Here is a 13,447-nt window from a genome sequence, read left to right on the forward strand (position 1 = left end):
TGTGGTGTCCCGCCTCGTGCCCAAGAAACAGGAACGGGCGGCCGGGGCACATGGGGAGTGAATCCGGCGACCCCGCGGAGACCCCGTACACCGCGTCGCGGGACGCCATCCGTCTTCTCCGGTGGGGGGCGACGGATGGGGACGGCACACGCGACAAACCCAGACGGTCCCCGTGGCACTGGTCATCGACGCCGACGGCCCCGACCGCCGCCTGGCGCGGGTAGTCCGGCGATATACTCCCACCGATCGGAGTCGCAATTCGGCTTCGGCTCGAGGTGGCGATCAGGTGCCAGGCAACGCTGGGCCCTTCCTGTGAGGCTCTTCCAGCCTTGGTACGAGACGTGGTGAAGGGCGAGAACGGCCCTGACGATGCCGATGATCCGGTCGATGCCGTGGCGAAGCCCGCGGAGTTCACCGCAGACCTCGCGCGCGGCACCGGACGATCCTCATTCGAGGAGGATTTCCTCCGGCCGGCGGTTGGTGACGTCGACGGTCTGCCGGCCGATGACGTGCTCGATGCAGGCGATGAGGTCGCCGCCGTGGTCGTCCCGTGCCATGGCACGGAGTTCACGGACGAGTTCCCGTCCGTTGACGAGCACGATGGGGTATTGATCCTCCGCCATCTCCAACTGAGCGGCCTCCGAGAAGACCCCGGTGGTGACGTAAACCCCGATCCAACCTCGACGCAGGCGTGCGACGACTCTGGCGATCTGTTCGGCGGAGACGCTGCTTCCGGGCAGGATGCACTTGGCCTGCCCCAGCACGACGAGGCTGGTGCCGGCCAGGCCGCTGCCCAGGTCGAGGCGGCCGACGAAGTCGGCTCCCCCGTCGCCGGACCTTCGGGTGAGCCATCCCTCCAGGTAGCCGTGGCCATTACCTCGAAACCTGCGGGCCGCCACGGCGGAGGCGAGCCCCTCGAAGTCGTGCTTGCGACCGTCGAAGTGCTGATGTATGAGCCGGAGGTCCGCCTCCTCCCGGCTCCCCGGCTCCGGCTGTTGTTCCCGTACCTTGGTCACACGGGCGCGGGCGACTCGTCGTCGGACCCTGGGCAACGCCGCGTGACCGTGCCTGACCCACTCGCGCCAGGCCTTCGGGGCGAGCTCCAGCGCCTCGTCGTCGGACGTCCCGGGATCGCGTCGCGCGCTGATCCAGTCCCAGTCGACCCTGTCGTCCTCGACGGTCAGATCGATCAGCGCGATGTCGTAGACGGTAATTGGTGAAGGTGGTCCGGTCTCTTCCGGCCCACTGCACGAGACGTTCGGCTCGCTCGATGATCCCCACACCGCAGAACTCCACATAACCCTTGGGTTTGCCGTTCCGCGAGACCGCACGGAAGAGCAGGAGGGGGACGGCACCGGCGCGGCCCTCGGGGGTGGGCGCCTGATGTCCGTCGAAGGCGTCCAGGAGGGCCGCGTTGCCCCTCGTGCCTCCCGGAGGTCCGTTCAGCCCTGCCTTGTGATCACCGAAGTATCGGACATGACCGTTGTCGAGGTCGAAGACATCGTGCCAGGGGGTCTGCTCGGTGCCGGCCTTCCAAGGGCTGGAGCGGATCAGCACGGCGGGACGGCGCTCGCCGTCCTCGGTCCGCACATGGGCCATCGCGTTGATACCGGCCTCGAGTAGGGCGCGTCGACGTCCCGGGGTGTGCGTCGTGAAGTAGAAGTTCGGGTAACCGTCCAGGCGTTGTACCGTCGGGTCCTTGTCGACGGGGTAACGCAGGACCTCCCCCACACGTAGCGTCTCGCCCATTCGACGCTTTCCTCCGTCTCCCCGCATCCGACTTGTGTGATCACCCTATGGGTAAGCACTGACGGTGAACCTCCGTGAGGTCCACCTTCGGACGCCCGACGGTTATCACGGAGGACTCGCCCGGACCCCATGACCGGTTGGGGCGCTGAGGCGGTCCGCGCCGGAGGATGGCCACGTGCGTCGCGACGCCGGTGGGTGGTCGCCTACGGCTTTACCGGCTCGTATGACGCCATGTGCCGGCACCGGCCCTCGTATCGCTCGCGCTCACCCGCTCCGTGAAGAGGGCGTTCGACCGAGACCCGGTGAACCCGACGCTGTGGGGATCACACGAGCAGGCGGGCGCGTCTCAGGGACCCCCACCCGATCAAAGACGGCACTCCTGGAGGTATTCGTGTATGGCCTTGCCGATGGCCGCGCCGAGGCCGACCGGAACGGCGTTGCCGATCTGCCGGGCGATCTCGATCTTCGAGCCGTACCACTTGAAGGTCTGGGGGAAGCCCTGGATCAGGGCGGCTTCGTAGTGGGTGATGGGCCGGTCCGCCGTGGGATGGAGGTAGCGCCCCTTCTCCGGCTTGTAGAACTCGGTGCGGATGGTGACCGAGGGGCGATCGACGTGGAGCCGCCCCATGACGTCGCCGGAACCGTTGTCGTGACGGTCCCAACTGGGAGTCGACAAGGGGACTTCCTTCCCGTCGATGAGTGCCGTCTTGCCGCGCAGGTCCTTACGGTTGCCGCCCGGGGGGATGGCCTTGTATCGAGCCAGGGACAGGTCTCTGGGGCTTCGGCCTATGTGCAGTTCGGTCGTGAGATACGGACCGGGCACACGAACCCCCGCGCTGGTGACGGCCGAGGATTCGATCTCGGGCAGCTCCGTACCGACGGTGGTCTCGGAGGTTTTGGAGAAAACGGCTTCCTGCACAGAGGTCCAGGTCGGAATCCCGTCGGTGGCGAGTTGACCCACGGGACGGCGTATGTGGGTGGCGGCGGGGTGGGTCAAGGGGGCGCCTGTGTGGTGCGAGGCGATGACGTCGTCACGGGTGCCGATGACGATGGCCCTGCGTCGGGCCTGGGGTACCCCGTAGTCGGCGGAGTTCAGGACCGCCGCGACGATGCGGTAGTCGCCCAGTCGCTTCTTGTCCGCGACGGCCGCCTTGAGGTCCAGGAACTGGGGTGATCGTAGAAAACGATCGACGTTCTCGATGACGAAGACCTTTGGACGGATCTCCTCGACCACCAGCAGATACTGCTTCCACAGCAGATTCCGCGGGTCGTCGGGGTCCTCCTTGCCCAATCCGGAGAATCCCTGACATGGGGGACCACCGATGATCACGTCGGCTTTGCCCTGGTAGTCCGAGCAGTCCCACCGCGTGATGTCGGTGTTCGCCACGTGATCACCGAAGTTAGCCGCGTAGGTGGCCGCGGCCGCCGCGTCGGACTCCACCGCGGCGATGCTGCGGAACGGGCTGGACCCCTCGCCGACGGGCTCGTATCCCATCGTCAGCCCGGCGGTGAACCCACCCGCTCCCGAGAAGAGGTCCACGACCGTGATCGTGGAGTCATCGGCGACGCGCTCGGCGTCGGACGGGGTCTTCGGGGCAACGGTGGGCATGACGCCGGATTCTACGTCGACGACATCGCGCCGGTCGAAACGGGAGGCTCGTCCCGGGAGATACGAGACGATCTCGTCAGCCGAGGGCCGCGATGATACATCGGCCCAGTTCACGGGCGAGTCGGGGAGGGACCGCCTGGCTCACCTGACGGTAGGCGGAGGTCTTCTTCCCCCGAATCCTCCAATCTTCGGGGAGCCCCTGTAGGAGCGCCACCTGTTCGACGGTGAGCTTCGGCAGTCCGTAGCGGGGCTCCACGTCGAGGTCGAGCCGAAAGTCCGGCCCCGGCACCTCGTCGCCGATGCTCCCGCCATACACACCGTGTCGCGCCCACTGGACCTTGGCCCGCGAGGGCCCCAGATCGGCTCCACCCCTACCCGTGGCGCCACCGACGATCAGCGGTGCCGGGGAATCCGCCCGCGCCGCCCATTCGGCGGCCTGCGGCCAACCACGGGCGGCCATGGTCTCCATCAGGGCCTCGCCGAGGGTCGGAGCAGGTCTGCCCGTGAGTGTCGGCCAGGAGAAGCGGCTCATGTCCTCGGGCGTCATCGCGACGACGAAGCCGTGGACACGGGTTTGGGGGATCTCGAAGTCCGTCGCCTGAAGGCTGCCCCAGGCCACGTCGTATCCCAGCGCCTCGACGGTCTGCCGGATGCGCCGTCGGGGCTCCTCGAAACGGGCGTCGGTCTGGAAGGTGGGGATGTTCTCCAACACCAAGACGCGCGGGCGCACGGCGAGGGCCATCTGCAGAGCGGCCTCCAGGGCGTCGCGTGGGTCGCTCATGGCCTGCTGCAGGCCGGCCATGGTGTAGGGCGAGCGTGGTAGTCCACAGCACAGCACGTCCACCGTGTCCAACTGCGGGTGCTGCTTGGGGTCCACGCTTCGGATGTCGTCGTGGAGCACATGCCAGCCGGGCCGGTTGTGCCGGAGGGTGGCACAGCTGTCGGCGTCGATGTCGACGGCGGCCAGGACGGTGAAACCGGCCTGCTCCAATCCGAGCGCCTGGCCTCCGACACCCGCGCACACGTCGACGACCGTGGGCGTTTTGCGCACGGGGAGGTCGACGGCGCCCTCCTCGCCACTGCGCCCCGTCTGGCCGTGTCCGCCTGCCGTCGGGCCGGCGGACGTCGCCTCGCTTCGAGACCTCGTGGTGATCGGGTTCGGCGGATCGTTGCGGACCTCCCCGTCGTTCCCGTCGCTCTCCGCTCCGCCGATGGTGTGGAGTGTCTCGGCGAGGGCGACCCTCAGTTCGCCGTCGAGTTCGTCCGCCGTGAGGGACTCGAAGGAGACGAAGGCACGCAGGCGCATGAGTCGCAGCAGGAACTCGCGGAAGAACTTCCGCTCCTTCACGTCCACGGCGGGGATATCGGCCTCCGCCCAGACCCTGACGATGGCGCGGACGAGATGAGGGCTGGCTCCGAGGGAGACCCGACGGCCGTAGATCTGATCGAAGGCGGACTCGCTGAGGACGGCGAGGGAGGCGTAGATGTCCTCCCTCGGCGCGTCCCCGTCGTGGACGAGGTGGGCGCGCCACCACAGGCGGCCGAAGACGTGACGGGTGACGTCGACGCCCTGGGCACGCTCGGCGTGCAGCCTGGGGAAGCGCCATGCGGTGACGTCGGGCATGACGATCAGGGAGAGGAAGGCCCACATGTCGCCGACGACGGCTTCAGCGGGGATGATCCCGGAGTCGCGGTGAAGGATCTCGGCGACGGGGACGTCGAAGCGGGAAACTCTCCGCCCGAGCGGGGTGTGGGGGAAGCCCTGGTCGACGGCGACGGCGAGGACCGCCTCCCGTATCTCCCTCAGTCGGGCCTCGGGAGCCCTCACCCCGCCGGTGGCCGCGTAGAACAGGGCGGGGTGGGAGTAGCCTGCGCGCTTTCGGAGCTCGTCGAGGGTGCTGCGTCGGGCGGTGTCGGCGAGTTCCGCGGCCGCGGCGGGGAGGAGGCGGGGGAACAGGTAGGCCATCACGACTCCTTGGCGAAGAGGCCGACGGCGTCTTGGATACGGGTGGACAGCAGTGCGGGGTCGCCGCGTCGCACCGAGCGCAGGGAGGCCACGTCGGTTCTCGGGAAGTGGGTTCGGACGACACCGAGCAGGGTGTGACCGAGGGTGTCCGGCTCGAAGAGCGAGTCGTCGTCGAGTTCGTCGTGGTCTAGGGCGTGCTCGATCATGAGTCGGGTGACGTCCTGACGCAGCGCGGATTGGATCATCCGCTCGGCTGGGGTCGCCTTCTTCGCCTTGCGTAGCGCTTCGAGTACCAGGGGTGTCCGACTGTTGACCAGGAGAAGGAGGGAGCCCATCGTGGCGGCCTCCAGGTTCCGCCCGATCTGCAGATGCCAGGGGGCGTCCACCGGGTATCCGGCGTCCAGGAAGTCGACGACGGCCATGGGGAACTGTGAGGCGTCGCCTTGGAGACGTACCTGGGTGCGGGTTCGCCACAGTACGGAACCGGCTCGACGGGGGCCGGTCGGGTCGGGGTTGTCCAGTCGCCGTGCGAGGACGAGTTGGGTGTCGAGGATCAGAACGCCACCGCTTTCCCGCCCCGGCACGGTGAAGGCGGGCTGGACCGTACGGACGCCGACACCGTGCAGGAGGATGCGGTGGGCGAGCACGCGGAGTCCCGAACCGGAGGAACTCCACACGGTGGTGAGGGCGAGCTCCGCTTCCAGGGGGAGACCGGAGGTCTCGCGGACTTCGTCGAGGTCGACGTCGATGGAGCACTCGAGGCCGAGATCCGTCTGGTAGTCCCAGTCGACGAGTGCCGACGGCAGCGGGACCGCGGAGCCTTCGTCCTCGCGGAGGGTCCAGCCGGAGACGGAGACGGCGTCCGGGTGCGGGCGCCGGTACGGGTAGGCACGACGGTTCACTCGGCTCCCTCCCGCCGGTCCGCGGTCACGAGGACCTCGGTGACGGTGTCGGGGGCGGGTATGACGAGAAGGGACCACACGACGTCGTCGCCTCCGACCACTTTGAGACTCTCGGTGCGCAGGACCTCACCGTCCCCGCACCGCCAACCCAGAACGGTGGGAACGGCCGCGCCCTGAGGGGGCGTTTCCTCTCGGCCCGTGTCGTCGCCGAGGGCGACGGAGAGTCGGCCGCGCACGGTCTGTTCGCCCGTGTCCAGGAGTTGGAAGCGCTGTACCAGCACGGTCCGCCCGTCGAGGACGTCGAACAAGGGCTCCTCGAGATAACGGACCCGGGCGCCGCGTCGGCCACGGACGACCGTCCCCGGGGAGCCCCCCGGAACACCGGTTCCGGGGGGCTCCGTGGCCGTCCCAGCGTTGCCGGCGGGGCTCGGAGCGTCTGTTCCCGACGCGGCGTCGAAGACGACGGAGCCGCCCTCACCGGGGGCGCCGGCCATGAGACCGGCCATGAGCTGACTCATGCCCGCGAGGGAGACCCCCTCCCCGGAGTGGTCTGCGACGGCTGCGGGGGCCGCCGCCTCCCGCATGGCGTCCGTTATCCGACGCAGGGCGTGGCGGGCCAACCTTCGGTCGTCGCCTTGGAGACGGTCCACCTTCCAGTCGTCGTGACTGGCCGGCTCGGTGGCCGCGAAGACGCGGTCCATGCCGGGGTCCGCGCGGAAGACCGCGGCGTAACCGCCGTGCTCCTCGAAGAAGGGCGGCCCCTCCAGGTAACGCACGACGAGGTCCACGGGACGCATCAGACAGGTGTGGTGGATACGCTCGCCGAGACCGGCCTCGAGGGCGACCCTGGGCGGAGGTCCGGGTGGAGCGAGGAATCGTCGGACACCGAGACGCCCGAGGGTACGCCGCAGGCTCTCATGACGCAGCTCACGGTCCATCTGGCCGTGCGCCCAGAGGAAAGGACGTAGGTGCGGCACTTCGGACGGGCGGGGGACGCGGACCTCCGCGCCGTCGTGAAGGAGCGAGAACCGCATGGGGGCGCCCCCGCCTTCGGGAAGCATCTTCGGCCATAGATGCCACACCATGGAGTCGGCGATCCATCGCATGGCCTCGGAGGCGTCGCGCCCCCCGAAGACGGGGTCGACGATGGCGACGGTGGTGCCGGTCTCCCCTGGGGGGAATGCCGGTAGACCGAGGCGGCGGGCGACCTCGTCGGCCTCCTCGTCGAGCAGCGGCTCGACGTAGTCGTCCCGCGCACGGCCCCAGTAATGGCGTCCGGTGAAGGTCTTCGGGCCGGCGACGGTCTCGGTGCCGTAGCTCTCGTGGACGGCCCAGCCGATGAGTCGCGTCTCCAATCGGCCCTCGGCCCGGCAGCGGGTGTGGACGAGGACCGTACGCGACGCGGAGACCAGGTGGAAGACGGCCTTGCCGTACCCGTACGTACCGCCGCGACCGTCGAGGTCCTGGGAACTTCCGGTCTTGCGGACGAAGGAGACGAAGTCGGCGTCGCCGTCGGTCACGACGTCCGCGCGGGTGGGGCCGCCCAGACCGCGTGTGCCCGTGTCCGTCACGGTGAGGATCCGTAGGACGGGACGGGCCAGGGACGAGCGCAGGGCGAGGTGCTCGGCGATGGGCGCGTTCTCCGATAGGAGTGCGCGCCACACCGGGGCTTGGCCCGGCCCCAGCGTACGCAGTTCGATCCGGTAGTCGACCGGTCCGTCACCGGCTCGAGCGTCCCAGCTGTTCTGCGCGGACTCGCGCACGAGCAGCGTCAGCGGGTCGAGTTCCGTGGCGTCGAGGTTCTTGAGCATCCCCTCCGCGGCACCACCGCCTCCAGGACCGTAGGGCTCCGACATCCAGCACGGCGACGTGGTCACGCGGTCTCCCCCATCCGTGTGAGGTGTTCGTTCACGGCCGTGTCGTCGAGGGGTTCGGTGCGCACTGCGGCCAGGTCGACGGTGTACTGGACGTCGGACACCCCCGGCGGTGGCGCCTGCCCTGCCATGGACGCCGTCGTGAGCCGCGGGAAGTCGTCGTCGACCAGGTGCCATCGGCTCTCGACGAGACGGAGACGCGGATCGTGTCGGTGGTCGTCGCCGGAAGGCCGGTAACCGAGGCCCATGAGCTTGGACAACAGCGTCAGCTCGTCACCGCACAGCCTCCTCGCCCTTGTGACCAGTTCGGACAGCGATTCACCCTCGGGATACACCTCGAAGCGGTGCCAGGCCAGAAGCAGACCGCCGGCGGGTGCCTCGAGCTGGTCCAGCCCGTGCACCTGCACGGTGCGGCGCTCCGACTCGGTGACGATGCTCTTGACCTCGACGGCCCGCAGACCGTCGCTGAAGTCGTGACGGCCGCCTTCGGGGCCGGTCCAGTGCCGCACGGCGTCGGGGTCGTCCTCGAGCATACGGACGAGGACGAGCAGTTCGCCGAACAGGCCTGTGATCTGGGCGGGGGTCAGGACCCGGGGAGGCGGGGCGAACAGCTGCCGCCAGCGGTCCACCACCACACGTGCGGTGTGATAGGGACGTGCGGCGTCGGCCTCCAACGCCACGAGGACGTCACGGCACAGGCCGGTGAAGACGTCGTCGAGTTCGCGTCGGCTGCAGGCTATGTCGGCGTACCGGATGTACCCGTCCTCGCTCTGCAACGGACGTTCGGAGATGGTGAGAGCGGCACCCACGGGGGTGTCGGCGATGCGCTGTCGTGCACGAAGCGGGACCATCAGGTGACGCATGCCGGTCACGTCCACGGCGGCCAGGACCCGCCCACAGGGGGTGGGGACGGGCAGGGCGGAGGTGCGCAGTACGTCCGCGTGCGGAACGGGGGCGGCCTCCAGGTGCTCCCAGTGCTCGTCCAGAACCGTGCGCAGGTCGCTCATCGGCCGTCCTCGAGGAGCATGGCCCTCTCGGCGTCGTCCATGGCGTCGAGTTCGTCCTGCTCAGAGACGACACCGCTGAGGTCGGCGCTGTACCACTCCACCCTGGCGTCCTCGCCTCGGGGCTGGGGGAAGACGAGACCGACGCCGATGACGTGGTCGACGGCGTCGAGCGGTTCGCGTCGCTTACTCGTGGGCGGTGAGACACGGTCGATCGGATAGAGGGCCAGCAGACCGGTCTCGGGGCACTGGATCTGACGCAACCGCTTCAGTTCCGCCTCGTTGAGCTCACCGGACCCGCTCACGTCGAGGTCGACGCCTGCGTCACGGGGGCTCATCAGGGTCTTGATGTCCGCGGCCTCGTGACCGGTCATCTCGAGCTTCGCACGGTTGACGCGTTCCACCCGGATGCCGGGGGCGAACTCGTAGGAGCCCTCGGGCGATCCTCCGGGCTTACCGATGATCGCCACGTTCCAGTTCCTCAGAGGGCCTCCGTGGGCCTTGACGCGCCGCTCGATGTACTGGCTCAGCATCGCCGTGTCACATTCGATCGACTTGTCGTGGAAACGGTAGCGGCCCAGGAATTCCAGGACGAGGTCGTGGGGGACGCCGCGCAGCAGGTGTCGGCCGTGCTCGGTGCGGTCCTCGTGCCGGGCTCCGACGTCGAGTGCCCTGCGGACGAGGTGGCCGGCCGCTTCACGGTTGGCGCGCAGCCATTCCGCGTCCCGTGTGCGGAAGTAGCGCGTCTGTACACGTTGGCCGCCGTAGGAGGAACTGGCCTTGACCGCGTCACGCATCTTGGCGGCGGCGGTGATCCGGAGCGCCGGGTGGTTACGCAGCCGGACGGCGAAGGACAACGGCGTCTTGTCCTCGATCATGTAGACGTCGATGTCTCGACGCATCTCGGCCTCGACCGTCGCGATGTGGCGGAACCAGTCGCGTAGCTCCGAGGTCATCCAGATGCGCGGCAGGTCGGCGTAGCCGTCGCGGAAACCGAACCAGCGCCCCATCTGCAGCAGGGTGTCGTACGTGGAGGCGCCGCGGACGAAGTAGCTGACAGTGAGGCCCTCGAGTGTGAGGCCGCGCGAGAGGGTGTTACCGCCGACGGCGATGGCGACGACCGGACCCGACTCGTAGTCGAGGCGTTCGACGCTCTTGGAGTTGTCGAGGACGACACGGCAGTCCTCGATGACTCCGACGAGCTCGCTCAGGAGGACGTCGAAGGGCACTTTCTCCTCCCCGAGGGGAGGCTCGGAACCGGGGACACGTGCGGTCTCGGCGTCCCACAGCGCCCGAAGCTCGTCGAGGAGATCCCGGTCGCCGGTGCCGACGAGGTCGACGACGTTCTTACGGAAGTCCTCGAGAGGCTCCTTGAAGCTCTCGTGGACGGCCGTGCTCACACTCGTGTGGATCAGCATGGTGGAGTGGGCGACCCCACGTCCGCGGACCCGACGGGCCGCCGTGGCGAGCCAGAAGTAGAGAACGGACGTCCGCAGGGATCCCTCGACCTCGGGGAGGAAGTCGTCCAGCTCGTCACGGCCGGGGCGGACGAGGTCCACCTCCCACGGAGGGATGACACGGATCATGTCGTAGCCGTCCGACACGTCCTGCGGGTCCTCACCGTCGATCGGCTCCCGGCCGAAGAGGACCTCGGTCCCGAAGTGTCCTTCGGGCTTGGGCAGGTTGACGATGAAGTCCCGCGGGTACAGGTCGTCCGCGGCCGGGTCGATGAGGAGGTTGGCGAACGGAGTCGCCGTGTAGCCGACGTAACCACCGCGCGGGAAGAGGTCGATGATCTCGCGAATCAGCGGGTTCGTACGCTTCGAGGCGACGCTCGCCTGGTCGGCCTCGTCGTCGATGATCAGGGTGGGACAGTTCCTGAGGTTCTCCGCAGTGGCTTTCTCCAGCCACTCCTTCAACTTCTTCAGTCGCGGCACGTTCTTCTTCACGACGCACAGCACGTGCTGATCGCTTCTATGGGTGAAGAAGGCGGCCGGGCTGCCGGGGGGCGCCTCGAAGTCGCCGTCCGGGCCGGTGAGCGGATGCCACTGATCCGGGACGGGGTCCACCAACTGCTTCTCCAGGCGCAGCTGCGTCTGCCTCCGCAGGCCGTTGTGAATGCCCGCCAGGACAATGAAGAACTTGTATCCGGCGTCCGCCGCCTTGGCGATGAGGGCCGTGAAGTTCGTGGTCTTGCCGGACTGCACGTAGCCGACGACGAGGCCACGGGTGGAGAACCCGCGCTCCATGGGGTGGTCGAGCATCGAGACGACCTTGGTGGACGCCTCGTCGAGGGACTGCAGGGCGGCTTCGTCCAAGCGTCCCTTCCCCAGCAGCTCCTGAAGCGCGGGCCAACAGCGGTCACCCTGCTGAGGACCGACGTACCACGTCTCCCGGTTGTTGCGGACGACCGAACCGGGCTGGCGCATCTCACGAACCCTGATGGTCTCCCGCTGATGCCGCTCGGCGATGCGCTTGGCTATGGCCGTGTCCATGCCGAAGAGCTTGATCGTGTTCAGAGCCTGCTCGGGCGTCTGAGTCTTGATCATGTTCTTGAAGGCTTCATACTGCGCGTCGAACTCGTTCATGATCCCCCTCGGGTCCCCGCCCCGGCCATCCAGGGGAAGCCCCGACCAGGAAAGCTGTGACACGAAAGTACAGAAATTACCGCAGCCCACGGCGGGCGGGCCAATGAAGCCCCTCCCACCCCTCACCCTGCCGATGTTTCCCTGATCACGACAAGCGAGCCACTCGGCGTGGGCGCGGACCTCACCGAGAAGACATAACCTCGCACACCGGAAGGAATCACCTCGCCGGTCGACCGGGCGCCCACCGACGGACCGGGGACACCCCCGTCGCACTACACGAACACCTCGGGGAGAGCCCGCCGATGCGAGCGTCGACTGGCCCCGGTGCCCACGTCCGTCGCGCTCCGTATCGCGGCTCCGGGTGCCCGTGATCGCGGGACGACGACCACACCCCGCTCAGCCTGTGAAAATGGAGGCGGGGACCGAGTCAACCGGTTTCGTCCGGTTCGCCGACGGCGCGGCCGAGACCTTCGGGGCTTGTTCGGGATGCCCGCGAACGACGACGGACGCCCCGCCGCCATATGTCGAAGAGGAAAAGGGGTGCCGTTCCGGATGGGGTCCAGCAGCGAGTCACGGGGGACGCGGGATCGCTCCTGGAAGCCACGTCCCGGACGTAGTCGGGCCCAGGTCTCGAGGGAACAAGATCGCGCAGCCGGCGGAGCCGCCCTGCGGCTGGTGGACACCGGTGGCGGAAGGTTCGCGCGTGCGAGCGTCGTCCTCGACCGCCCGATGCGCACCGGTCGGGTGCGCGCGACTCTTCGGTGGCGGGCAGGCGGTCGGACCTCCTCCGTACGACTGGGCGAGGTGGACCGGGCAACACGGTCGGAGAACCTACGTGAGGGCTGGCGCCTGGCCCGCGAGGCCGGACTACTGTCCTCGGAACTCCCGGAGGGATCCTGGGCCCGGTCCGCCGCCACCCGTGCGTCGATGAAGGCCAACAAGGGCAAGGACACCGGACCGGAGAGGCGTCTTCGCTCCATCCTTCACCGAGCGGGACTGCGCTACCGGGTGTCCGTGCGACCGATCCCGTCTCTTCGCCGGACGGCGGACGTGGTGTTCACCGCGGCCAGGGTGGCGGTCTTCGTGGACGGCTGCTTCTGGCACGGATGCCCGGAGCACGGCACATTGCCTGCGAGCAACCGGGACTTCTGGGCGGCGAAGATCGCCGGGAACAAGGCACGGGACGCCGAGACGACGAAGCTGTTGGAACAGGCGGGCTGGACGGTCGTGCGCGTCTGGGAGCACACCACCCCCGAAGCGGCGGCGAGCACCGTCATCGCGGCCGTCGCAGCCGCACGCGCATCCGCCCGCCCAGTCAAAGTGGACGGCTGTTGAGCAGGTCGTCAATGGCGTCGGCCTCACGGCGGAGGACGATCCTCCCGTCACCGTCGCTGTAGGCGAGGATCCTCGATCCAACGTGCATACCCGCCTCCGCCAGAACGCCCACGGGGAGCTCTACGGTCCCACCCTCACCGATCACGGTCTCCGCCGGTTCTCTGATCATGGCTCCAGGATGTCAGTCCACGACTCGGCGCCTCTGACCGGCCGACCGGATACACAGGCGATCGCGACCCCGGAGCCGGATACCGTGGTACCCACCACAGGAGCTTGTGAGGGGCCTCGCGTTTTCCGGACAGGTGATTCAGCCGGTTATTTCATGCGGCGAGGCGGAGTCGTTCATGCTCGGCGTGCGCTTCTCGTGGCGGACGATAACCGATCGCCGAGTGAAGACGCCTGCGATTGTACCAGAACTCG

At 68.4% G+C, this 13,447-nt stretch carries 10 protein-coding genes; 1 reads left to right on the forward strand and 9 read right to left on the reverse strand.

The genetic code is table 11. The features are described 5' to 3' along the window. Positions 1-446: 446 nt before the first annotated feature. From AC2CJA_RS02905 to AC2CJA_RS02940, 8 genes are all read right to left on the reverse strand, one after another. The gene (locus AC2CJA_RS02905; protein ID WP_484601051.1) at positions 447-899 is read right to left on the reverse strand and encodes a restriction endonuclease; all 453 of its coding nucleotides are present in this window, start codon (positions 897-899) and stop codon (positions 447-449) included. After that, a complete protein-coding gene (locus tag AC2CJA_RS02910; protein WP_484601052.1) occupies positions 874-1,776 on the reverse strand; it encodes a hypothetical protein in 903 nt (300 codons plus the stop codon). The genes AC2CJA_RS02905 and AC2CJA_RS02910 overlap by 26 nt, the downstream gene beginning before the upstream one ends. Before the next feature lie 337 nt (positions 1,777-2,113). Next, positions 2,114-3,358 carry a DNA cytosine methyltransferase gene (locus AC2CJA_RS02915; protein WP_484601053.1) on the reverse strand — a complete coding sequence of 415 codons (1,245 nt, stop codon included), beginning with the start codon at positions 3,356-3,358 and terminating at the stop codon, positions 2,114-2,116. Positions 3,359-3,434: 76 nt separating this feature from the next. After that, positions 3,435-5,324 (reverse strand): DNA cytosine methyltransferase, encoded by a 1,890-nt coding sequence (locus AC2CJA_RS02920; protein ID WP_484601054.1) that lies wholly within the window; start codon positions 5,322-5,324, stop codon positions 3,435-3,437. Beyond that, a complete protein-coding gene (locus tag AC2CJA_RS02925) occupies positions 5,324-6,226 on the reverse strand; it encodes a hypothetical protein (protein WP_484601055.1) in 903 nt (300 codons plus the stop codon). The genes AC2CJA_RS02920 and AC2CJA_RS02925 overlap by 1 nt, the downstream gene beginning before the upstream one ends. After that, complete coding sequence (locus AC2CJA_RS02930) at positions 6,223-8,103, reverse strand: hypothetical protein (RefSeq protein ID WP_484601056.1); 1,881 nt, start codon at positions 8,101-8,103, stop codon at positions 6,223-6,225. Before AC2CJA_RS02930 ends, AC2CJA_RS02925 begins: the two co-directional genes overlap by 4 nt. Beyond that, a complete protein-coding gene (locus AC2CJA_RS02935; RefSeq protein WP_484601057.1) occupies positions 8,100-9,107 on the reverse strand; it encodes a PD-(D/E)XK motif protein in 1,008 nt (335 codons plus the stop codon). Before AC2CJA_RS02935 ends, AC2CJA_RS02930 begins: the two co-directional genes overlap by 4 nt. Continuing rightward, positions 9,104-11,692: a Z1 domain-containing protein gene (locus AC2CJA_RS02940; RefSeq protein WP_484601058.1), complete on the reverse strand. Its 2,589-nt coding sequence runs from the start codon at positions 11,690-11,692 to the stop codon at positions 9,104-9,106. The genes AC2CJA_RS02935 and AC2CJA_RS02940 overlap by 4 nt, the downstream gene beginning before the upstream one ends. Positions 11,693-12,496: 804 nt before the next feature. Here AC2CJA_RS02940 and AC2CJA_RS02945 point away from each other — a divergent pair. Next, positions 12,497-13,027 (forward strand): very short patch repair endonuclease, encoded by a 531-nt coding sequence (locus tag AC2CJA_RS02945; RefSeq protein WP_484601059.1) that lies wholly within the window; start codon positions 12,497-12,499, stop codon positions 13,025-13,027. Here AC2CJA_RS02945 and AC2CJA_RS02950 read toward each other — a convergent pair. Beyond that, positions 13,008-13,196, reverse strand: coding sequence for a hypothetical protein (locus tag AC2CJA_RS02950; protein WP_484601060.1), 189 nt, complete (start codon positions 13,194-13,196; stop codon positions 13,008-13,010). The genes AC2CJA_RS02945 and AC2CJA_RS02950 overlap by 20 nt on opposite strands. Positions 13,197-13,447 lie beyond the last annotated feature (251 nt).

Source organism: Streptomyces sp. ATLC9 (genome assembly GCF_057196705.1).

Bases quoted from the DNA above. Each gene is read 5' to 3' on its own strand.
- AC2CJA_RS02915 (WP_484601053.1), bottom strand. From the start codon at position 3,358: ATGCCCACCGTTGCCCCGAAGACCCCGTCCGACGCCGAGCGCGTCGCC.
- AC2CJA_RS02910 (WP_484601052.1), bottom strand. From the start codon at position 1,776: ATGCGGGGAGACGGAGGAAAGCGTCGAATGGGCGAGACGCTACGTGTG.
- AC2CJA_RS02950 (WP_484601060.1), bottom strand. From the start codon at position 13,196: ATGATCAGAGAACCGGCGGAGACCGTGATCGGTGAGGGTGGGACCGTA.
- AC2CJA_RS02940 (WP_484601058.1), bottom strand. From the start codon at position 11,692: ATGAACGAGTTCGACGCGCAGTATGAAGCCTTCAAGAACATGATCAAG.
- AC2CJA_RS02920 (WP_484601054.1), bottom strand. From the start codon at position 5,324: ATGGCCTACCTGTTCCCCCGCCTCCTCCCCGCCGCGGCCGCGGAACTC.
- AC2CJA_RS02935 (WP_484601057.1), bottom strand. From the start codon at position 9,107: ATGAGCGACCTGCGCACGGTTCTGGACGAGCACTGGGAGCACCTGGAG.